At 31.0% G+C, this 23,837-nt stretch carries 17 protein-coding genes; 9 read left to right on the forward strand and 8 right to left on the reverse strand.

All coding sequences use genetic code 4. From position 1 onward, the window contains the following. Positions 1-4: 4 nt before the first annotated feature. The 3 genes from IM807_RS02115 (at position 5) to ruvB (ending at position 3,144) form a co-directional block, all read left to right on the forward strand. Complete coding sequence (locus tag IM807_RS02115; protein WP_196362909.1) at positions 5-1,432, forward strand: hypothetical protein; 1,428 nt, start codon at positions 5-7, stop codon at positions 1,430-1,432. Positions 1,433-1,535: 103 nt separating this feature from the next. Next, a complete protein-coding gene (gene ruvA, locus IM807_RS02120; RefSeq protein WP_196362910.1) occupies positions 1,536-2,201 on the forward strand; it encodes a Holliday junction branch migration protein RuvA in 666 nt (221 codons plus the stop codon). Beyond that, the gene (gene ruvB / locus IM807_RS02125) at positions 2,179-3,144 is read left to right on the forward strand and encodes a Holliday junction branch migration DNA helicase RuvB (RefSeq protein ID WP_196362911.1); all 966 of its coding nucleotides are present in this window, start codon (positions 2,179-2,181) and stop codon (positions 3,142-3,144) included. Before ruvA ends, ruvB begins: the two co-directional genes overlap by 23 nt. 8 nt (positions 3,145-3,152) lie before the next feature. Here ruvB and IM807_RS04295 read toward each other — a convergent pair whose 3' ends face one another. Both IM807_RS04295 and IM807_RS02135 read right to left on the reverse strand, forming a co-directional pair. Further along, positions 3,153-5,024, reverse strand: coding sequence for a DUF2779 domain-containing protein (locus IM807_RS04295; RefSeq protein WP_196362912.1), 1,872 nt, complete (start codon positions 5,022-5,024; stop codon positions 3,153-3,155). A gap of 62 nt (positions 5,025-5,086) precedes the next feature. Next, on the reverse strand, positions 5,087-6,184 hold the full coding sequence (locus IM807_RS02135) for a hypothetical protein (RefSeq protein ID WP_230861166.1): 1,098 nt from the start codon (positions 6,182-6,184) through the stop codon (positions 5,087-5,089). A gap of 270 nt (positions 6,185-6,454) precedes the next feature. Here IM807_RS02135 and IM807_RS02140 point away from each other — a divergent pair, with 270 nt between their 5' ends. The 6 genes from IM807_RS02140 (at position 6,455) to IM807_RS02165 (ending at position 17,823) form a co-directional block, all read left to right on the forward strand. Further along, positions 6,455-8,674, forward strand: a complete 2,220-nt coding sequence (locus tag IM807_RS02140) for an Mhp366/Mhp367 family surface (lipo)protein (protein WP_196362914.1) — start codon at positions 6,455-6,457, stop codon at positions 8,672-8,674. A 521-nt stretch (positions 8,675-9,195) separates the two neighbouring features. After that, positions 9,196-11,010 carry an LppA-related lipoprotein gene (locus IM807_RS02145; RefSeq protein WP_196362915.1) on the forward strand — a complete coding sequence of 605 codons (1,815 nt, stop codon included), beginning with the start codon at positions 9,196-9,198 and terminating at the stop codon, positions 11,008-11,010. Between the two features lie 260 nt (positions 11,011-11,270). Beyond that, a complete protein-coding gene (locus IM807_RS02150; protein WP_196362916.1) occupies positions 11,271-13,472 on the forward strand; it encodes a putative immunoglobulin-blocking virulence protein in 2,202 nt (733 codons plus the stop codon). Between the two features lie 207 nt (positions 13,473-13,679). Continuing rightward, positions 13,680-15,914: a putative immunoglobulin-blocking virulence protein gene (locus tag IM807_RS02155; protein WP_196362917.1), complete on the forward strand. Its 2,235-nt coding sequence runs from the start codon at positions 13,680-13,682 to the stop codon at positions 15,912-15,914. Positions 15,915-16,354: 440 nt separating this feature from the next. Beyond that, a complete protein-coding gene (gene nadE / locus IM807_RS02160; protein WP_196362918.1) occupies positions 16,355-17,095 on the forward strand; it encodes an NAD(+) synthase in 741 nt (246 codons plus the stop codon). Next, entirely contained in the window at positions 17,095-17,823 is a 729-nt protein-coding gene (locus tag IM807_RS02165) for a YebC/PmpR family DNA-binding transcriptional regulator (RefSeq protein WP_196362919.1), read from the forward strand. The genes nadE and IM807_RS02165 overlap by 1 nt, the downstream gene beginning before the upstream one ends. Positions 17,824-17,893: 70 nt before the next feature. Here the strand turns inward: IM807_RS02165 and IM807_RS02170 are convergent, their stop codons facing one another. The 6 genes from IM807_RS02170 to IM807_RS04305 form a co-directional block, all read right to left on the reverse strand. Next, positions 17,894-18,274: a DUF4231 domain-containing protein gene (locus IM807_RS02170; protein WP_196362920.1), complete on the reverse strand. Its 381-nt coding sequence runs from the start codon at positions 18,272-18,274 to the stop codon at positions 17,894-17,896. After that, positions 18,267-18,800 (reverse strand): DUF4231 domain-containing protein, encoded by a 534-nt coding sequence (locus tag IM807_RS02175; protein ID WP_196362921.1) that lies wholly within the window; start codon positions 18,798-18,800, stop codon positions 18,267-18,269. The genes IM807_RS02170 and IM807_RS02175 overlap by 8 nt, the downstream gene beginning before the upstream one ends. Then, positions 18,794-19,291, reverse strand: a complete 498-nt coding sequence (locus tag IM807_RS02180; protein WP_196362922.1) for a hypothetical protein — start codon at positions 19,289-19,291, stop codon at positions 18,794-18,796. Before IM807_RS02180 ends, IM807_RS02175 begins: the two co-directional genes overlap by 7 nt. A 436-nt stretch (positions 19,292-19,727) precedes the next feature. Then, on the reverse strand, positions 19,728-20,693 hold the full coding sequence (locus IM807_RS04300) for a carbohydrate ABC transporter permease (protein WP_196362923.1): 966 nt from the start codon (positions 20,691-20,693) through the stop codon (positions 19,728-19,730). After that, complete coding sequence (locus IM807_RS02190; protein ID WP_196362924.1) at positions 20,656-21,666, reverse strand: carbohydrate ABC transporter permease; 1,011 nt, start codon at positions 21,664-21,666, stop codon at positions 20,656-20,658. Before IM807_RS02190 ends, IM807_RS04300 begins: the two co-directional genes overlap by 38 nt. Continuing rightward, complete coding sequence (locus tag IM807_RS04305; RefSeq protein ID WP_196362925.1) at positions 21,666-23,834, reverse strand: ATP-binding cassette domain-containing protein; 2,169 nt, start codon at positions 23,832-23,834, stop codon at positions 21,666-21,668. The genes IM807_RS02190 and IM807_RS04305 overlap by 1 nt, the downstream gene beginning before the upstream one ends. Positions 23,835-23,837: the final 3 nt, after the last annotated feature.

Raw genomic sequence — 23,837 nt, forward strand, 5'->3', positions numbered from 1 at the left:
AAACATGAACTTTTTGCTTGAATCTTACCTTATTATTAGTCTTATTATTCTAATTAGCATTGCTTTTGTTTTGTCACTTATGGCAATTTTTTTCTTTGTTTATAGTCGTAATGCAAAAGCTGCTTTAATTATTCCGTTTAGTTATGAACCTGAGTTAAAAAGAATAAGAATTAATGATGTTTTTACACTTTCTTCACTTAAGTTTGTGGTTAAAAATAATAATTTGCTTGATGGACTTTGGACAAATCAAACTGATTTTTTGGCGCTTTTTGAAAAAGATTCACAAAAAATTTTTCTTGAAAGCCTTGAAAATTGAAAAGAAAATACAATCGAAATTAAGTTCAAAAAGCGCTGATTTTTAAACAATCGTTTCCAAGTTTGCTTTCAATCTGAACCACAATTTGGTTTTGTGCTTATCGAGATTCAGCGAAATTTTTTGGAAATTAGCAAAATCAGAAAATTTTTCAAAAATCACTTTGTTGAAAAATTGACACATGATCCTGAAAAACCTTGTTTTCTTGCATCTTTTTACTTTCCTTTTAAAATTAACAAAGATTTTTCAAAAAATTTTTTCCTTTGATACAACAAAAAATTTTTCTTTTTAAGAATGATTAGCGATTTTTCAATTTTAAATTTTGAAAACATTTTGATCATACAAATTTCTGCAAAATCTGTACGGAAATTGGAAAAAATTAAAAATCATTATAAATTAAATACAAAAAATTACAAAATTGGTAATTTTCTGTATTGATTAATTGTCAATTTTGACAAAAAAATTGATTATGATTGGAAAAGTGAAATTTATAAATTTTTTGACCAAATTATCGCTGAAAAAACTAATTTTTTGGAAGTTAACACTTCAGGTAAGTATTTTGAAATTATTAATCAAAAAGCACAAAATTTACCGTTTTACTTCAATATAAATGATTATAAAATGCGTCAAATTTACGAATTTGATAGCAAAAATCCGGTTTATCAAGTTTATAATTTCGATTTTTTTGAAAGCAAAAAAATCGAAAAATTAATGGAATTTTTTAACCAAACTCAACAAGTTGACCATTCAAATCGCATTTATAAAATAAACTATGTAATTGCACAAAAATTGAAAAATTTACCAATTGATTTTGCCAAATTCACCTTTTTAATTGAAGATGAAATCAATATTCCTGCTGAAGAAATCGACCATATTGAAAACATTTTTTATAAAAAAGTGGTTGATTCACAGCTTTTTTACTATCTTGATATCTGTAAACCAAAAATTCTCTTTGTGAGCGTGCAGGAAGACACAATCGGTGGCAATGATATTGAAGATATCATCATGATTTCGCTTGGAAATTATGCGCGAAAAGAAAAAATAAAAGTTGTTTTTGACCATAAAATAATTAAAAAATTTAATTTTTCAAATAAAAATTTTCCCCTTTATTATTGATAAAATTAGGAAAAATCGCTAATTTTTCCTAATTTATTCCTATTTTCTTCATTTATTCCCAAAAAATTATAAACTTGTACGAAAAGAACTTTTAAAGGGGGGGGAAATGAATATATATAAATACGGAAAAGTTGTTTCAAAAAATAAAAATTACTTAATTATTGAAAATGCAGGGAATGGTTATTTAATCTATGTTCCCCAAATTGACCGCTTTCAACGCGACGAAAACAGAAAAATTTATGTTTATGAATATGAAAATGACTACACGAAAATTACTTATGGTTTTGAAAGTTTTCGTGAGCGGATTTTGTTTGAAGATCTAATTTCGGTGCAGGGAATTGGGCCAAAAACAGCAATTTCAGCGCTAAATTCTGGTTTTAGAAGTTTTATTAATTTGATTGCAAATGGTGACTGAAAAGCGATTGCGAAAATTCAGTATCTTTCTGAAAAAAATGCAAAACAAATTGTTTTTGAATTCCAAAAAAAATACAAAAAATTTGCTGAAACCGAAAAAACAGCTGCAAAACAAGAAACAGCTGAAAACACCGATGAAATAAATGAAAAAAAAGACGAAATTATTGATGAAATCCTCCAAAAAACTTCCCTTGAACAGAAAACCGCTTCAGATCTTGAGGATGCTTTGAAAATGCTTGGTTTTAAGGTACGCCAAATTGATTATGCACTTGCCAACATCGAACCTAGCGAGAGTTTTGAACATCTAATCGAAGAGGCAATTAAGATTATCTCCAATGCCAGAGAATTTAGAAATTAGACCAAGAAATTTTGAAAACTTTATTGGTCAAAAAAAATTAGTTCAAACCTTGCAAATCCTAATAAGTTCAAGTCAACAACGAAAACACTCACTGGATCATATTTTATTTTATGGACCGCCCGGAACAGGAAAGACGACCTTAGCGAATATTGTCGCAAATCAACTTGAAGCAAAAATTAAGTATGTTCAGGGTCCTTTGTTAGAAAAAAAAGCTGATGTTTTGTCAGTTTTGGCAAATATTTCACAAAACACAATAATTTTCATTGATGAAATTCACGGAATTAACAAAAATATTGAGGAATTATTGTATTCGGCAATGGAGGAATTTGTGATCGATTTGCAAATTGGTGTTGATGGTGAAAGGAAAATTATGCGCATGAAATTGCCAAGTTTTACACTAATTGGCGCTTCAACAAAACTGGCACAAATTTCAACACCGCTGCAAAATCGATTTGGCTATGTGGCCAAAATTATTGACTATACATGCGAAGAGATGATTCAAATCATTAAAAATTCAGCGGCTATTTTAAAACTAAAAATGAGCACTGAAATTGTTAAGTACATTGCCAGTTTTTCCAATAACACACCAAGAATTGCAAATAATTTGTTGAAAAGAATCCGTGATTTTGCACTTGTTCTTAATGTCAAAAAAATTGATCGTGAAATTGTTGACAAAACTTTTGATAGCATTGGAATCTATAATCAGGGACTTTCGCAAATTAACATTGAATATTTGACTTTACTTGTAAAAATTTTTAAGGGGAAAAGTGTTGCTCTTGACGTGATTGCTAATGTTTTGCGGGAGCATCGACAAACAATTGTAAATATTATTGAACCACCCCTAATTGAACGAGAATTAATTGAAAAAACGCCACGGGGGCGGCGAATTACGGCAAAAGGTCGGGAGTATTTGGAACTTTTGCCTTCGAATAAAAGCAAATAAATTTACTTTTAGAAAAGTTTCACTGGTTGAAAATCAGCTGAAGAAATATTTGCGATTTTATTGACATTTTCACAAATAAAATTGAGAAAATCCCAGACCATAATCATTGCAACAACATCATTTTGACAATAAATACGGAGATTTTTTGAAGCCTTTTCCCATTCATGGTCTCCAACAAAATTTAAATAACGATTAATTGCAATTTTCATTGCCTGCAAACCATTTTGGATTTCCAATTCTTTATAGGGAACTATTAAATGCTTTAATTTGTAGTTGTATTTATTGATGAAATATTCAATTTTTTTGATTGAGTAAAAACCTTTTAAATCAGATAGCAAAACCCAGCTTTTTGCAAAAGGATCTTTCAAATCAACGATTTTTGCAACAATTTCTTGCACCATTTTGGTGTATTTTTCCATTTTTTTTGTAGCTTCGAGTCTTGAATATTTTTGCAAAAAGTTTGCAAAAATAATTTGAAGCATCTCAAAAAGTCTTGTTTGTTCATAAGATTGATTAAAAACAAGATAAAAATCAACATCATCCTGATAAATTGTTTCGATAATTTTGTAACAATTTTCTCAATTATAACCTTTTGGATCAAAAACAAGGTTGTTTTCTAGAAAATCCTGTTCCAAAATTTTGCCATTAACCGTAATCACAATCGAAACCTGAAAAACAATTTGTTGGTATGGTTGGACAAAATCGATTGGCGGATATGGTAGGGAAAATGCCTCAAAATCGAATCAAACTAGTTTTTTGTTATTCAATTTTTCTAAAAAAAGCTTTGTTTTTTTAAGATCATTTAACAAAATTTGGTTAGTTCTTTGGAAAAATTTGAATCAGAATGAGTTTGTTTCTAACAAAATCAGACCACTTGGGTCTTCGACTAACTCAAGCGCTTTTTTAGCCTTTAAAATAGTGCCGCTAAAATTTGTTAATTTTTCGTTAAAATTTGCTAAAAGCAAGCTAAACTCAGGATTTTTTTCAAAAGGGGAATTATCAATTTTTTCCGGGGGGCCAAACTCTTTCACTTTTTGAGCCGCTAAAATTTCAATTATGGCTGATTTTACTGGTACCATTTTGGTGATTTTTGGTTTTTTAATCAAAAATCGTTGAATTGTTTGTAATTCAAGACTTTTAATGATTTTGTTTGCTTCTAAAAATTTTTCATTTTCAAATTCATCAAGTGTCATTCCGATTTGTTTTGCAATTTTTTTGGCAAAAAAACGCCGCGAAGTTTCCAAATCACTTTTCTTGGCATTTCGTGGTGATTTGTTTTGTGAAAGTCAAAAAATCTCTGTAAATTCAATCGCTTTTTCTTTTGGAAATTCAACAGTGTCAAGCAAGAAGAAAGAAATATCTCTAACTGGTTCAAGGTCAGGAAAAATTTGTCGCAAAGCGTAGGTTGTGATTCAAAAATCTCAATTTGCGCGCAAATAATCACGAATTTTCGTGCTTGTTGAAAGTTTTAAAATGCTTATTTTTTTGTTGAAAACAAAAAAAACTGAGGGTTGTGAAATTGCATTTTCAAACAAAAAGCAGGGATTTAAAATTATTTCACATTGCCCTGATTCTAAAAAAGCTTTTGTTTGTGCAATTTTTTCTGCAGTAATTAATTTAGTGACAGTGCAAATTTTTTTTGTTGAATATTCTTTATCAATATGCTTGCGGAATTCAATAGCAAAATTTTCAAAAATGTTAGCATGCAAGTCAATAAAATTGCTTGGTTGGTCGAAACCATCAAAATCTCAAAGCGAATCATTATCATTTTCGTTGTCAAAATCAAAACGATCATAAAAATCTGAATCAATTTGGTGTCAAACAAAATATTTTTGACGCGTATTGAGACGAAAATAGTGAGAAAATGTAATTTTGGTCATTTAAAAATTCTTTATTTTTACAAAAATATAAGGAAAAATTGACTTCAGATCTACAAAAAAAATTAGGAATCAATCCTAAATTTTTGTTGTAAAATCGAAGGATTAATCTTCAAAATATTAGGTGAATCTAAAATATTTTGATCAAAAGAGTGGTTATTTTGGGCAAGTTTGTTGTAGCCCTTGGTGATTTTGTAAAAATTATTAGGCTGATTTCAGGGAAATTTAACTCGAAAAATGTATGAATTTGATTTTGGATCCTGATTTTTGGAAAATTTTGCAATAAACTCAAGGTCCTTATTGTCAACCTGATCAAAACCAGTACCAACTCCTTCATTTTCGCGTTTGAAAACAAGAACGTAATTTTTTACATTGTTCGCATTAACGATTCCAGGGCTAAATCTAACAACAAAATCAACACTAATTGATTCTAATTTTCCGTCAATTTGTCCAGCAAATTTCTGATTTGAAAGCTCAAGTCCGACAATATCAGCTTCGGTCCGAAAATTATAAGGAAATAAATTGTCATCAAAAGTCAACAAATTACCACTTTGATCAAAAAGACCAGAAATTACGTAATTTGTGCCCCGCTCCAAATTCGTCAAATTAACATATAAAAACTGATCAGATTTAAGATTATGCGTAAATTGCTGAATTTCAACATTTTCACGAGTTTCATTCGCTTTATAAAAGTGAACATCAATTTTTTGTTGCGACAAATTTTGATTTGCCAAAGCGACTTTGAAACTAAATTGACTTGATGGATCAGATGGAATGATAACCTGAAAGGATTTTGGAATAATTATCGGATTTGGATTGGTTTTAAAAACATTTCCCTTTACAAAAAGTTGTTCTTTTTTTTCACCTTTAAAGCGATTAATACGAATTACATACCTAGTATCAGCGTCCAAATCACTAATTTTTAACAAAATTTTGGGTTCATTGTTGTGCAAAGTTTTCCGTGCAGTGAAATTTGTGGCCTGATATTCTTTGGTATTTTCCTTTTTCAGCTCAACAAGAAAAGATTTTGCCACATTTTCTCCAGGAGCCAAGTTGACATTATCAAGGATTATTTCAACTGACTTGGATTGCAAATTTTGTAATAAAATTTCCGGCTCTTTTTTGACAACACAAGCCATTGTAAGCACTGGAACAAGAAACATAGAACTTAAAAAAAAGAACTTAAGACTAAATTTTTTGAATCATAACTTCATAATTCTAACTTCCAAAAAATTTTCTTATAATATAATTTAATAGATAATTATACCACTTTTAAACTAGAAATCCCAAAATTTTTTTGTTTTTTTACAAAAAACTAGAACCTAAAAACCTTTTGCCCAAGCATGTTTGAAAATCGCTTAAAAAAAAAAAAAAAATATTGTATAAATATTTGTTAAAATTATACAGAAAATTTAACTTTGGAAAAGGAATCTATGAAAATAAGAAAGCTGGCAAAATTTTCAGCCTCTTTTGCGATTGCATTTCTGCCAGTGCTTCTTTTTTCTTGTGGCTATTTTAGTGCAATAATTCCAAAAAGCACTAAAATTATTTCTAATTTAGAACAAGAAAATGAAAAAATAAACCAACCAAAACAGGAAATAAAAAAAGAAATTAAGCCAGAAAATACTGAAATTATTTCATCACCAAAAGCAAAAAATCAACAGTTTAGTCCTAATTTTAGTGGCCAGGGGGAAAAAAATGACAAATTAATTCTTCCTGATTTATCAATTCCAACTGAAAAATCTGCAAAGCCAATGGTGTCAGTTGAACCTAAAGCGGCGGTAGAAATCAAAAAAACAGAAGAAAAAATTAAAGACAAATCTCCTGAAAAACCAATTGAAAAAAAGAAAGAAGAAATTATAAAACCGGTTGAAAAACCAACACCACCAGTGCCAGTAATTCCAGTCTTACCGACAAAGCCTGCAAAAAGAATAATTTTTCCACCAAAAGAAAAAGAGTCTTTAAAACCGGAAAATATTGACAAAAAAATTCTAATTTTGCCAAAAAATGAGCAAAAACCAAGTATTTTTGACAACCAAAGTGAAAATAGAACCAAAAAAATCATTAAAACTCAAGGCAAACCTATAAATTTACAGGCCAATTTACCTTCAAATCTGAACAAGGTTGATCCAAATATTTTTGATGAAACTAAATTTTTGGCAATAAACAGAAATTCCATTAACAGTTTCAACCCATCTAAACTCAGCGATGTCGTTGAAACAAAAGTCCAAGATATCAACTTTAAATGGGATAAGTTAAAAAATTTATACCAAAATTTTATAATTAACGCAAAAAATGGCATTAAACAGGAAAACGACAAAATGTTTTTAGGGCAAAAAAACGAAGGTTTGAATATTTACCTGCTTGACAAACTTAATGCGAACCAAATTTCCTACCAAAATCCAGCACGCTTTTTGTACAACAGTTACTATAATCCAAGGTTTAGCAATAAACACTATAAGTTAAAGTATTTTGGTTTCAAATCCTTAGATTATTCTGACCAACGTTATAGAATCACCTTTCAGCGAAATGTACGATTTAGTGTTGGAACTGCAGTTTTACTTGATTCCTACAATGGCGAAAGTGTTTTTTTGACAAATAGACACGTTTTATATGTGGGTGGTGAGCCTTTTTGAAAAAAAAGCGCCTTTCCATTTATGCGATTTTACTACAATAACAAAGCAAACACGGTTTATCCACTGGGCTATTCAGGAATTTTGAGTCTTTTGTGAATCAAGAATGAATACGAAAAGAAGATTGCTGAAATCAAAAAAAAGAATATTTATAATGTTAAAACTCAAATTCGGATTTCAAATCCTGATATTAAAACAATGCAAAAATTTAGCCAAGATTTTTACTCAAAATTTTTCCGACTTGCAAAAGATTTTAACAATCACAATAAGGATTTAGGAATTTTTTACTTTAATGAGCAGAAATTTACTAAGGAAATTGAGGATCTTTTGGCCTTTTACAAACAAAATCAAAAATGGTTTATGAGGTCTTTTCGTTTATCAAGTGGTGAAACTTTTGATGATTTAATTAAAAAATTCACTGATCAATTCAATGTTTTCAAAGAATTTTGGCAAGAAATGGCAAAATTACCACCGTTAGAAATCAACGATCGTGTTTGAAAAGAGGGTGAAATTGACTACACAACAAAATTAGGTAGTTTTTGGCCAAACATGGTTTTTGCAAAAAACATTTTTAAAGGTGTTGTAATTCGCAACGGTGAACCAATGTTTTTTGCAACTAATGGGCCTGGGGCCTCCGGAAGTGGAATTTTTGATGCAAACGGTAAACTTGTTTTTCTAAATCAACTAATTATGCTTGACAAAAATCAGAAAAATTTTTATTATGACCAAAATAATTTAACAAGCCACGTTACTTCTGGCATTTTATTTCGAACCAAATACTTAAATTTAGTTGATGAAATCAAGAAATTTTACTATAACAAGAAGGTCAAAGAAGTAAAAACAACTGAAAAAACCGCCAGTTCCGATGTTAAATCTAAAATAGAAGAATCCAAAAAACAGACCAAAGATCAAGTAGCAATCATTATTGAAAAGTTAGAATCAAAAATAAAATCTATTGAAAACATGCTTAAATTTAAAAATTTCCCGAATTCATCAAGTACACAAATTCAATCAAAATAGTTGACTAATGTGAATTTTGTAAATTTTAGCCATTAGAAATAGGATCTCAAAAGTCTTGATTCTAGAGTGTTTTTTTGAATTTAGGACCTTAAAAAGTGGAAAAATTTAGGAAAAAACCTTGATTTCTCTACACCGTCAGCATTTTTCATGTGGATATTTTACCAAAATCAATTTAAAATACTCTCTGACAGGCAATTAATCTTTTAAATCAGAAGTTTAAACTTTTTAGTAAAAATCATTTAAAAAATTGAAAACTGCAAAAAGTAGTGAAAATAGGATCTTTTTTAAAATTTGACAAGCAAAAGCAACTGAAAAGCGGAAAAATTTAGGAAAAAACAGTTAATTTTTTTGCTTGTCAAACAGTGTTTTCATGTGTAATTCTACAAAAATCATATAAATATGCCCTCATATGAACAAGCAAGTTTTATTGAATTTTTCTCATTTTTCAACTCTTGATTTTTTAAAATTTACCTATTTTTAGGGTATAATTTTATTTAATAGATTAATTTAGGAGGTTAATTTTGAAGAAGCATTTACAAAAAAAATGGTTTTTGGGATTAGGATTTGCTCTAACTCCTTTTTTGTTTGTTGCCTGCATAGTTAAAAATGATCAACCTAGCCTAGAATCTAGCACTATTGAAGCTGATACTGGTTTAAAAAATGGCCAAAATAATCAAAATTTAAATCAAAGCACAGAAAATAACAACCATGAAGTAGCTAATTCAATTCCTTTTCTTGAGAATAAAAAAAATAATCTTGAAATTGAAGCACTGAGATTAATTAGTCAAGAAAAAAACAAAACGGAAGAACTGCAAAAAATTAGCTCTCAGGAAACTGAAGTTGAAAAAAAAAGGGTTGAAATTGAAAAAAAACTTACTGGTTTAGCAGACACAACATCTAAAGTCCAACCAGAAAATCTAGCAAATTCAGGAAATGTGGAAAACTCTGAGAATCAAAAGCAAGGAACTATCCTCAAACAAAAGGAGGAAATCAAAAAACAAAAAGAAGAACTTGAAAAAAAAGAACGAGAACTTGAACTAGCTAAATTAAAAAAACAAGAAGAAATTAGTAAAATCAAAGAAGAAAAACGAAAAAAAGAACTTGAAAGACAACAACTTATTGTCAAAAAAAATCAACTATACAACAAACAAAAACAAGAATTAGAGCAAGTTCTTGATAAAATTCCTGATTATTTGCAAATTTCTGATTATGAAAAGAACCAGTCAAGCAACACCGCTACTGTTCTTTATCATTTTCGGCAAAAGCCCACAACTTTCCACTATAGCAATTTCATCAAGGAAATACCAGATTTTGATGATTCAAAATACAACATAAGTTTTAATTTTCCCTACGATGTAAAGGCAGTTGAAGACAATAACGATCCAAGTGGCCGCTACCTTGATAATGTACAATTATCTGTTTCAAAAAAAGAGGGGTCTATCCAATTAATAAAAAATGTTATACTTTTTTGGGATGTTGAAAAAGGTAAAGAAAAACTTGGCACAACAAGCAGACCTTCTGAAGAAGGGAAAATTCATCAGAAGAAACTTCCTGATATTTTTAGCAAAATTAGTCCTTCAATTTTAGCCTATGCACTCGTGAATTCAGACAATGAAGAAACATTAAATTCGCCAATTTTTGCTGATTTTAGTGCTGCTTTTAATCAAGTTTCACTTTCAATTGGTCTCAAAAACGAGTTTTTAGAAGTGAAATCTAACACACAACCATTTAAATGATCTTTTGATGTAATTAGTGCAACACCAAACGATTCAACTGGTGAACTAAAAATCAAAGTGCAAAAAACAAAATGAAATGAAGAAAAATCAGTTGTGGGAACTCCGGAGGAATTTACTTTTACTAATTTAAGGAAAAATCCTGCAACAGAAGATTTTGTTTTTGAAGTTGATCCGCACCAAGTTTGGCCAAAAATCCGCGATAAAAATATTTTAAAGAATAATGAAAAGGATCAGCCACTTACTGAAATCACCAAGGGAAGTATTGCAAAAATTTTACTTGAAAGTCTGTTTTTCAAATTAAAAAGTCCTGATCCTAATATTTTATTGAAAGAATTTTTAGTAAAAGATTACATAAAAGACAATGTTTTGACTTTTCCACAAATTGTTTCACTAAATTGGGAAAGCATTTTGAAGGACGGAAATAAAAATATTACACTTGAATTAAAGGATAAAAAATTGTTTTATAGTTTTGAACTTGAATTATCTTATCTGTCTTCAGGTTCAGCGCTTACCAAGGAAAATAATAGTTTCAGTTTTGATGCAAGTTCTAAAAAAATAAAAATTTCTGGCGAGATTCCACTAGATCAATTTTTAAAATAATTTTTTTTTTTTTTTGTGTTTTCAGGCAATTTTTTATTGATTTTAGCCAAATCCACATCGATAATTTTGGATTTGGCGTGAAAAAATTTGGGAAAAAACCTTAATTTTTTCAATTTTGGATTCTCTTTGTATCCTAAAACTATAAAATTACCTATTTTTGGTGCTTTTTTTAGTTTTGAATTTTGTAGCTAAAATTCCTAAAGATTTAAAAAAAATGTATTATAATTATTAATTAAAAAATTAGTGTAGAGAGGAGAAAAATGGTTGCTCATTTATCAAGACGCAAAAAGATGATTACTATCGCACTTGCAAGTCCGGTAGTAATTTTTGGTGCTTACCTAACAAGCAGTTTAATAAACCATATTTATGCAAGCGAACAAATTAAGTATTCAACAATTGCTCCTTCAACAATTTTGAAAAATCGACCAAATGATACCGGGTTTCGCTCTCCTGTTGCAAATACTGATTATGTTAGTCCTCCACCGGCAAAAAAATTACCTGAAGCACCCAAACCATCGCCTGGGCCAAAAATTGAGGTTGAAAAACCAATTTTCGTTCCCAAAGTTGCACCAATAAAACCAATTGAAAACCCAATTCCACAGGAAAAACCAAATGAAAAACCGAAAATTGTTGCGCCAATTGTTGCGCCAATTCCAGTTCCAACTCCGATACCACCAAGAAAAATTCAAAAACCAACAACAATTACACAAGTTGCTCCACCCACCCAAATTACTCGACCAGTAGCGCCGACTTTCACACCGCCAGCGTCAACTCCAGCGCCGACTATTAGTGTTAACCCGGCCGATGGGCGTTATGCTGGTGCAATTGAAAATTTAAAATTTCGGGCTTCAACTAATGTTAATACTGCGCAAAGAAATATCAGCAACATTGAGGCGCAAATCAAAGATTTAGAGTCTCAAAGAGATCAGAAAGAAAAATCTGTTTATTGAAATTCAAAAGTCAGTCTTGAAGCTTGAAATGAAACCTATAATTACCGAATCAATAATAAAAAATATGAATTAGAACGCCAAAAATACGATCTTCAATACCATCAACAACGAAAACAACGCTTTGAACAAGGAAGACTAACAAAAGAAGAAATTGACATGATCAACAAGGGTTACACACCTGATAGAGAAACAGATGGATGAGAACCCAAAGTTAATATAGTTAAACAAGGGATTGCTAAAAGCAATGAAAGTGGGATTGCGCCCAACAAAAGTCCTTGACAAAATCAGGATTCAACAATTATTGGTTCACTTAAGCGACTAGGTTGAAAAGGCGGGCTTGATGACAGTAGTTCACACTTGCAGACTGAGAATTTCAAAAAAGCTTTAAGTGACAAAGGAATTTCTAACACAAATTCAATCAAACTAATTAAATACACAAAAGAGCAAGGAAATGGAGCGACTTCAAGTTACAATTCTTTTCATTCGCTTGTTCTTGATTCAACTGACCCAAATGCACTTAAGAATTTTAGTGAAATCCTAAAAAGTCTTGCTTCCTCAGATCAGGAACTAAAGGAAATTGTGCTCCGAAATGTTAAAGGTGAAAGTGCCGAAACTATTGGTCAAATTATTGGCCAGATGCCAAGTTCAATTATATCATTAAGACTTTTTGTCGAAGATCCGAAGGGTCTTGAAGGTCTTTCAAAACTTGAAGGACACAAACTTTCAGAACTTTCGCTTTACTCAAATTTGCAAAAAGACAATGGGAGCTGAGCAATTAATCCCAATGGCCTCAAAGACGTTGATTTTGTTAAATGAGAATACGTTGACAAAGGTTCGATTCAGCTTTACAATCCTGCAGAAAAACTGCCTGGTTCAATCCGTTTTGACACTTTAAATTGGGCAAGTGGCCATGATCAGAACAAAATCAACGAAGGACTGAAAATTGCTTATGGTTCCAAAATTAACCAACGGGTTTTCCAAGGAGTTTTTGGTGGTCGCGGCGGCTACCCACCAAACCTTGATTTTAGCAAAACTAACCAAAAAACTTTTAAAGGAATTCAATTTGATGAAGCAAATAAGGCTTTCAATGACCAAATTTCGAATTGGGACACCGATACTGGTGTTAAGCAAACGGCAAATTATTTTCTAAAATTTGCTAATATTTATTTTGGCTATGATGGCGATTCAAGCTCTTCAGGCTCAAATTCTCAAAAAGGTTATGAGGTGAATGCTGATGATTTTGATGGCCAATTTAGCAAACGACTTAATTTTGGGCCATATGAATTTTCAACTATTTTTCTAAAGGACAAAACTGGTAAACAGGTGCAAAATGTGCCACTAGTTTTAAAAGGAAACACAATAACTGATGCGCAAAAAAATGATTTAAGTAAATTTATTGAGGCCGCAAAACGTTCTAATGCTTTTTCAAAAATAATTGTTGAAAGCGGGAATACGATTCTTGGTTCTAGTTTTGGCGGCCTAACTGTTGAAAAAAATCTTAAGTCTGTTTAATTTTTCAAGAAAAAATCAGGAATACCAATCTTATTTTTCTTGAAAAATTGGCAAGGCTTTTTTTTTTTTTTTTTGCAATTTTTAATTTATAATTTAGTAAATATTTTCAAAACTACTTAAAAACAAGAATTGAGAAAAAATTCTAGTTTTTTTTTTTTTTTTTGTTTCTAATTAGTTTTTTAACAAGGGGGCGAAATTATGATATTTATGTACATGTCAAAGCGTAAAAAAATGATTGTTGGCATGGCTGCACTTGCAGTTGCAGCTAGTTTTTCCTTTTCAGTTAATGAAATTCTTAGTAGCCGAAATTCAGAATCATCCCTTATTTCTTATTCACCGCTTGCACCTTCAACGATCGCAAAGAATCGGCCAAATGAATCGGGTTTTAATTCACCAGTAACAAATGCAAAATTAGATCCAAAAACTGAGCCCAAAAAGATTGAAAAAACCACACCGCCGCAAATTGTTGCTCCAAAGATTGAAGAAAAACCGGTTGTTCCTGAAAAACCGAAAGAAATAAAACCCAAAGAAATAAAAAAAGAAGAAAACAAACCTTCTGCTAAAGTTGAATCTGTCATAACAATCCCAGCAAGACCTGCAGAAACTGCTCGTCCAATCACAAATCCAAGTCGCTCACAACCTTCACAATCCAATAGAACCTCTGCTGAAGTTTCCCAAGGACAGATTGATGCTGCAAAGAGCGCCTGAAAAATTGGAATTGGTAGTTCAATCTCAAAAACACAATCAAAAATTAAAGGTTATGAAGACAGAATTGCAGAATTAAATCGAAGAATGAAGCATGATTACAATCTTTATTCTTATGGTGGGAAGGTTTCAAAAGAGGTTTTTGAAGAATCAATCAAGGCCCAAATTTGAGAAGCTAATAACTGGAAACAACGAGAAACCGATTATTTGAATGTTCTAAAAGAGCAAGAAAAAAGAGGTCCACAATTTACTGAACTTGATCTAAAATCAATTGCGCGTGGAATGTTGCCATCAAAAGATGACCACAATGTTTGAACTTTTGTTAATCCTGACGACAATCCTGTTACTGGAAAAAATGGAACTTATCGTAAGAGAAACGAAAACCGTGTTTTGAATATTCCAGGATGGGCGCCTCGAACTCCAAGCGGAATCGCCAATCAAGAATTCGAAGGTTGAACAAAAAATGATGTTTCCACTTCAAATAGCGAGTTTAAATCTGCAATTGAAAAAGCCTTAGGTTCCGGAGCCAACACCGGTTCAATCAAAGTTTACGAATACACACCAAATGATAGTAATCCTAATAAATCTTCAAAATCAAAAATCACCGCGGTTTCCCTTGATGCAAGAGATAATAATGCTTTTCAAAAATTCCAAGATTTTTTAAAAGCAACATCAGGAAAAATTGATGCTGTTGTTCTTAAAAATGTTGGTTCAGGAAACAAAGAACAAAATATTACTAAAATTTTAGAAAATCTTCCTGAAAAAGTCCAAAAATTAACCCTATTTTTGGATAATAAAAAAGCAATTAATGGCCTTCGTGCAATACAAAACAAAAAATTAAAAGAACTTGAATTGTATTCAAACGACATGGCAGTTGATGAAAACTGATCAATTAACCCGAATGCAATTGCAAATGTTGATTATATTAGCTTTGATTACAACAATGCTGCCACTTTTCATAAAAATAATCCTGGCGAACAAATTCCGGGTTCAATTTTGTTTGACACACTCCGTTGGGATAGCGGTGATGATGTAAATAAAATTACTGATGGTCTTAAAATTGCTTTTGGTTCCAAAATTTACCAAAGACCCTTCCAAGGCCGTCAAGGTGGAAAAGGTGGATACCCTCCGAACTTAGATTTTAGTGATACAAATATCAAAACTTTGAAAGATATTAAATTCGATGAAGTAGATAAGCTCTTCAATGATAATATCAAAAATTGAAAAGAAGACAAATATGCTGCTGAAGACTATGAAGGCTTCAAACAACTTAAATTTAATTATGTTTATTTTTCAGTTGATAAAAACAACAATGGATCTGGCGGAAGTTCATCTACTTACACTGCACAGGCAAGTGATTTTGACAATTCACAATTTAGCACTAGATTAACGGGTATTGAGCCAGTAATTAAACCGCCAGAACGTGACATGCGACCGAAGCCAACAATTTATTTGCGTTCAAATGGTGAAAATAAATATGGTGTAACTTTTAATCTCAAAGGTCAATGGTCAAATTTTACTGAAGATGCTAAAAAACAATTAAAAGTTTTTGTTGAAGCGGCTCACCGTGGTGGTACTTTTTCAAAAATAGTTGTTGATTCTGATGATGTCAAGACTAATTTGATCAAATATTACAACGAGGAAAAGAAAAAAGAGAATCCAAAATTTGTGGAGGATCAAACCAAATTTGCTGGAACCATAGTTGAAATCAATAGTACACAACAGTCATCGAAGTAAAAAAAATCACCAAAGTGGAAAAATTTAGAAAAAAATGGCCATTTTTTTGCTCCACAGACAGCATTTTTATATATAATTCCCCAAAAATCAAAAGAAGATGGTGTCATATGAAGTCTACTTTGAGTGAATTCTTCATTTTTTAAAGGAAAAGCCTTTGAAAATGAGAAATTCAAAAAGCCCTGAAAATAGGGCTTTTTGAATTTAGTTGCCCTAAAAACTCAAAAAAATCACTGAAATTAGATGAATTTATTCCTTCAAAAAGTTCTTTTATTTTGTCAAGCTCAATTGAAAAAATAAAACTTTTTTGCATTTTTTGGAAATGCGAAAGTTATTTGAAGCAATGTTTTTGTAATTAAGGTAAATTTAATTAATAAAAATTTTACAAAATTAACCTTTTTATAGTAAAATATAAAAAAATTAGTAGGCTTTTAAACAAAATTATGGTTGAAAAATTAGAATTAATAAAATATTTTGATTACCTTGTCGATTGAATTAAACAAGAAACCCAAAAAGCACAGAAAAAAGGTGTGATCTTTGGACTTTCTGGCGGTGTTGATTCAGCTCTTGTTGCTACGCTTGCGCAAAAAGCTTTTCCAGAAAATCACCTTGCCGTGATCATGCCAATTATTGACATGCAAAAAAATCTTAATGATATTGATTTGTTGATTAAAAAATTTGCAATTAAAAACAAAAAAATTGCTTTGGATTCAACCTTTAATTCCCTGAAATCAGAGCTAAATTTAGGAAATAAGTTGGCGGTTTCTAATATTCAGCCGCGATTAAGAATGACGACTTTATATGCATTGGCTCAAGAATTAGATTATTTAGTGCTTGGAACTGACAATTATTCAGAAATGTTTCTTGGTTATTTTACCAAATACGGTGATGGTGGCGCAGATTTATTGCCGATTGTCAACTTGACAAAAATGCAAGTTTTTGCAATGGCAAAAGCAATTGGAATACCTGATGAAATTATTAGAAAAAAACCAAGCGCTAATCTTTGGGAAGATCAAAGTGACGAAGATGAACTAGGTTTTGGTTACCAAGACTTGGAGTTTTACTTTGAAAACCCAAATCAAGTTGATAAAAAAATTGTCCAAAAAATTGTTAATTTGCACACCTTAAGTAATCACAAACGACTTCCGATTCCAAAACCTGAGAAAAAGTTAGGAGATTTTTAGTGGCTGGTCATTCAAAGTGAGCTAATATCAAGCACCGAAAAGGCGCTCAAGATTCGATTAGGGCAAAAATTTTCAATAAATTTTCCAAGGAAATCATGGTTGCTGTTGCAAAAGGTGGCGCTGATCCGAATTCAAATCCGAATTTACGACTTATTATTGCAAAGGCTAGAGCAAAATCGATGCCAAAATCGAACATTGAAAAAGCAATTGCCAAAGGTAGCGGAAATGCCAATAATGGCGAAAATTTTAAGGAAATAATTTATTCAGGAACACTAACTCACGGAATTAGCGTCATTGTTGTACTGCTTACAGATAATATAAACCGGGCTATTTCTTCACTTCAGGCGCATTTTCGGCGTGCTAATGGGCAAATTGGTAAGCAAAACTCAATCCCTTACCTTTTTGAACAAAAAGGTTACCTTGAAATTAAAAAAAATGGAATAAATGAAGAAGAATTGCTACTTTTTAGCATTGAATTGGGTGCTGATGATTTTAAGGCGACCGAAGAAAGTTATGAAATTTATTGCGAACCACGAAAAATTAATGATTTAAAATTAAAAATTGAATCAAAATTTAGTGCAAATTTTAGTGCTGTCGAAATTAGTTACTTTCCGAATTCTTGAGTTGAACTTGATCTTCAACAAACTGAAAAAATTATTGGCCAAATTGAACAATTTCTTGATGATGAAGACATTCAAAATGTTTACCATAATTTACAATTAAATTAGTAGAAAAGAATCAGACAATTATTTTTTCTACTAATTTATAATCATTTTATAATTTTTTCTTTTTAATAAACTAATTTTCAATTTTTATATCAGCAAGATCGCTGACTATTTTATCAAGATCTGCATCGTGTTTTTGTAAAGCAATTTTTTTTGCTTGGTAAAACTCAATTTTTTTGGTTGATCTAAGGTAAATATTTTCAAAAACAAAAAATGAGGATAATGAACTCACAAAAGTGATAACAGCGTTTATAAAAGCAATTGCCACAAACAATTTTACCGCGGTCTCACTAGGATTTTTTGTAATTGCATAAGCTGACAAAATCCCGTTAAAAGCTGAAGATAAAATTAATGCAATGCTACAAAAAAGGAAGATACCCTTTGAAAGTCGTGCTTTTGCAGTTAATCTGATGATGTCAGATTCAATTTTTGCTTCTCATTCTGCCTTATTCATCTTGATCACCCTGATTTTCCATGCTATTTTCCGGTTCTAATTTATCTTTAAGCGCGCTTAAGCAGCCTAAGAATTTACAAATTGCATCAAAAAGTGTAATTTGTAAATTCTCTGATTTTGCATATTTTCCCGATTTTGTTTCAAACAAAATCAATTCAATTTTTAAAAAATCATTGACTTGCTGATTGCGAATTCAACGTGGTTTTACCAAGAAAAGTGCAAAAAGCGCATTAATTATGGTGATTGAAAGGTTTATTCAAAGTACGAAAATTGGCCATTGATCCACTTTTGCACCATTTTTGTCAATTGAAGTAAAAAGTTCATCAAAACCATCAAAAGTGCTGATTTTAGGAGCTGCTAGCTTAAAAATCCCCATCAAGGTTGTAATAAAAGCAAAAATAATACTGAAAATCGAGACAGTTCAAAACAAAAATTGAAAAAAATAGGCCTTTATAAAGGTTTTTCTATACAAAAATTTTGCAAAAACGTATGAGTCTTCGTCCAAACGGGTGTTTTTTATTATCATTTTTTCTCGCCAAAAAGTGCTTTTTTAACTATTTTTAACTTAGAAACTTCCTTTTTTTGAAAATAAAATTCACAAATTGCATCATAATCGCGCTCAAATTGCTCGAAATTGTAATCAGGATTATTTCTGATTTGAAAAAAAATGTAACTAAGTTCGCGTTGCGCTTTTTTATATTCTTTGAATTTCATAATTTCACGGAAAATTGCCAAAAATAAATTAACAAAAAAGGTTAAACAAATTGAACTAGCAAGAATAATTGTTAGTCCGAGGTCAGAAAAAATTGATTTTGTCTCAGAAATGATGGCGGTATAACGCTTGACTTCGATGATTATTACCGCAATTGCTAATGAAACTACGGCAATGTTTGAAAAAAAAGTAACCCATTTTACAACGTTTGTGCCAAAATGCGCAATTTTTTGGTTCCTTTTGAGATTTGCTTGCTTTGTTTCAATAAACTCAATTAGTTGCTTTTTTGCTTGGTTTTTTTCCATACTTTTCGACCTTTTCTAGTAATTTTACCAAAATTTAAAAAAAATATTATTCTTTATAGGCAAAAATTTATATCAAAAATTGGGCTGTTATCAAGCGCATTTTTAATCTGATTTTGGGAAATATCCATGAAAATAGCGGATTTGGAATAAAAAAAATAAGAGTTTTTCTAAATTTTTCCACTTTTTTAGTTGTTAAAACAACTCAAAAAGTGGAAAAAGATGGCCGGAAATAAAGTGTTTTTTAAAGTTTGCTAAATTTAAAAATTTTACAAAAATCCGTCACTAAATGCTTGTTGGATAAAATAAATTATTGCTCAAACTGTAAGCAAAGTAAAAGCCAAGCCAACAATGACTGAAATTCAAATGAAGCCTGACTGCATTTTAAGGCCAATTTCCAGTCGTTTTTTCTTAAAAAAAGCTTTAAAATTAAACATTTTTAACCTTTCACAGTTGTTCCTTGACGTGAAACTGCATTCATAATCCTTCTTCGGAAAGCAAAGTAAGCAATGAACATTGGTAGGATCGTTAAAATTGCTCCCGCCATTCTTATATTTTTGAAAAATCCACCAGGAATCTGGGCATTTTCATCAGCAACCCCAACTTTTTGAAGCAACCAAGTGTTGAGCGTTGTCATTTCTGATGAATTTGATTGTAAAATCAAAAGCGGCCACAAAGTTGAATTCCAAGCAGAAAAAGCAGTTAAAATTCCAACTGTCCAAATTGTGGGCCCAATCATTGGAATCGCGACACGAAAAAAGTATCTAATTCGTGAACAACCATCAACCATTGCGGCTTCTTTAATTCGATCAGGAATTTCTTCAAACGCATTTCGGAACATAAAACCAGAAAAAACTGAGGCAACAAACGGTGCCGTAAGGGCAAAAATTGACTGAAATCCGTCATTTCAACCTAACATAACCATAATTCGGTACTGGCCAATTAAAAGCGCGGTTTCAGGAAGAACAAGAATTGAAAGAAAAACTGTTCAGGAAATTTTCTTAAATCTTCACTTTTTGAGTGAAAATGCATAACCGAAAGTCATTGAAAAAAATATTTTTGCAATGACAGAAATTGCTGTAACCAGTGCGGTGATCCCGAGAGCCGCAAAGTAACCAGATTGGGCTGCTTTGACAAAGTTATCCCAAGCAAAATGATCTGGCCAAAAAATTGGAACCCTCGTGTCATTGGCTTGTTCTTCGGGCGAAAGCGCGTAAACTAACATGAAGTAAAAAGGAAAAATGATAAAAATTCCAAAAACAAAAAGAATAATAAACTTAAGAAAAAAGGTCAAAATCGCACTTAACAAATTCCGGTTCCGCACCTGAGAATTAATCGATTCGGTCACCTTTGCTGTTTTGTGATCACTAATGAATTTGTGAATTTTTAATTTTATAATAAACATTTTTCTCCGAAATTTTTTCCACTAAAAGGAAGGTTAAACTTAAAAACTTTTTGACAACAACAGAAAGGGTGATTCCAAAAACAAAAAGATAAATTGTAAGCGCACCTGCTTGGGCAAAATTTGGCGTTCCACGCACATTTTTGTAAATATAAATTAACAAAGTAGAACCACCATTACTAATTGCTTCGGTTTCATTTGGAAAAATTCCCAATGGAAAAACTTTGATTCCACCAATAATTCCGATTGTGATCAAAAAATTAATTGTTTTTGAAACTGAAGGCAAAGTAATTTTGAAAAATTGACGAAAAGGTGAAGCACCATCAATTGCTGCTGCTTTGTAAAGTGTTGGATTTACTGACACCATCGCTGTTGTTAGAATTAAAATTTCAAAAGCCAAACTGCGTCAAACTCCAGAAATTAAAACAACAAAAAGTGCATTAATTGAGCCCGGATTTCCGGAATTTAACCACCTTGTTGAGATTCCAAAAAGCGAATTTATGAAACCAATTTCGCTATCAAAAATGTAAGCAAAAGCAACTGAAACAGCAATTCCAGAAGTAACATAGGGTAGAAAAAAAATTGTTTGCCAAAAACCACGGGCATATTTTCTGTGTAAAGAAGCCAAAGTTGATGCAACAATTAAACTAATTATCAATCCGATTGGCAAAGCCACAATTGAATAAATAACCGAATTACGAATTGCAATGTGAAAATTAGTGTCAATTGTAATAAGATCAATAAAATTATCAAATCCAAACCTTGTATTTCCGGCAATATTCTGGTTAATTTCAATACTAACAGATTTGGAAACTGAATACAAAAAAGGTAAAAAAGTGAACAAAAGAATCACTAAAATTGAGGGTAAAAGTAGCAAAAAAGGTCGTCAAAAAGGATGTCTTTTGTCAAGAACGCCTAGTTCTAGAACTTTCTTTTTAATCCGTCGACGATAGAAAAAATTACTAATAAAATTCATTAAACTCGCTCCCTTGTTTCAAAATCAAAAAGGTGTATTTTTCCTGATTTGAAATTAAAATGAACAATTTCGTCAACCTCATAGTTGCTCTTTTTTCTTAAAATTATAGAAATTAATCCAATTTTTTCAAGCTCAATTTTCCCCAAAATATCCTTTCCAAGGTATTCAACAACAACAATTTTCCCTTGAAAGCTTCCATTATCGTGCTCAACAAGGTCCTCTGCTCTTATTCCAACACGAATTTTTTCGTGTTCATAATTTGTTAAATTTTCATAAACAACTTGATTATCAAGAATCACTCGACCAAGTTGTTTGTCATAAAAAGCATCAAAGATGTTCATTTCTGGAACTCCCAAAAAAGAGGCAACAAATTCATTTTTAGGCTTCTCGTAAAGATCAAGTGGAGTGCCAATTTGCTGCACATATCCAGTCGACATGCAAATAATTCGGTCCGAAATCGACATTGCCTCTTCCTGATCGTGGGTCACAAAAACAGTTGTAATCCCAATTTCCATCTGAATTTTCCGAATTCACTGGCGAGTTTGAACTCGCAATTTAGCATCTAAATTTGAAAGTGGTTCATCCATTAACAAAATATCAGGATGACGAACGATTCCACGTGCAATCGCAACTCGTTGTTGCTGACCACCTGAAAGTTTAGTCGGTTTTTTTGCAAGGTTTTTCGTGATTTCAACTTTTTCAGCTGTTCTTAGAACAGCGCGATTTATCGCTTCTTTTATTGAAATATTTTCATTTTGAAACTGGTTGTATTGTGCTAATTCTTCAGATGATAATTTGGAAATATTAAGTGAAAATTTATTAATTAATTCCTTTTCATAGTTAAGGAAAAGTTTTAAGGTTTGCGTTTTAAAAGTCTTAATTTTTTTCTTAAATGATTTCAAAACAACAAAATCCGGAGATAATTTTGTATTTGTTTTAAGAAATTTTTTCTTGGATTCCAAATAATTACGCTGAATTTCAGCAAGTTTACCTGAATTTTTAATTATTTTTTTTTCAGCAGCTATTTCTGCTTTAAATCACATTTTTTTTTCTATTTTTTTTTGGTTAAAAACATTTATTTGTTCAAGAAAATCCAATTTTAGCGACTCTTGTTCTTGGGATGAACTTTTTTTATATAACTTTTTGTAACCAATGTTAATTTGCGTCAATTCAATTTTTGCATTGTGCTTAAATTTTTTAAAAAGTTCTTTTAATTGATCTAATTTTTTATACAATTCAACTTTTTGTTCTAAAAAATTTTTTCGAATTCTTACTAATTCAGGCGCAAATTTAATGCGGAATTTTTCCTCAGAAATTCTTTTTTTCTGTAATTTTTTTTCATCTCTTGCATGTTTTTTAATTTTTTTTACTTTTAATTTGTAAACTTCCCGAAAGGTTCGCGCTTGCTCAACAGGGCATTTTTCATCATTCACTTTTGAAAAAAATTTTTTCAAAAGTGCTCAAAAAATTGAAGCTGATCTGCCAAGTTTTAAGAATTCAATTGTTAAGCTTTTAATTTCAGCTTGTTTGTGTGCTTCAATTAAAAAATAATCAGTTTTTAATTGATTATAATTTTTATAAAGTTGTGTTTTGAGTTCATTATAGTCATGTTCTAATTGGCGATAAACACTAAAATAGTTAAATAAATGAGACTTATAAGTTTCCAAATCCTTACTTGAAGCACCATTTTTAGCAAAAACAATTGAATTGGCTTCAACCCTTGCCAGCATTGATTTTTCATACACTTTTTGTTTTCAACGGGCATCATTATGAAGTGAAAAAGCAATGTTTCCAAAGACATTTAAGTGCGGATACAGTGCATAATTTTGAAAAACAAGACCAATTTTTCGCTGTTGCGGTGATTTTCGTGTTACATCCTCGCCATCAAAAATAATTTGCCCTGAAGTTGGATTTAAAAGTCCTGCAATTGCGTTCAAAATCGTTGTTTTTCCTGAACCAGAAGGCCCTAAAAGTGTGACTAATTCACCTTTGAAAATTTGCAAATTGGCCTTGTCAACTGCCAAAGTTTCGCCAAAATCAATCGTTAAGTCCTTAATTTCAATCGCTGGAATCAGTAGTTTTGTTTTGTAGCGATTCTCGGAAGCATGTTTAATTTTCTTAATTTCAGCTTCAAAATTTTCCTGAAAAGTATAAGTTGGTGTTTTCATTTT

Origin of the sequence: Mycoplasma sp. 'Moose RK' (genome assembly GCF_015708155.1) — a bacterium.
Classification (GTDB): domain Bacteria; phylum Bacillota_I; class Bacilli_A; order Mycoplasmatales; family Metamycoplasmataceae; genus Mesomycoplasma.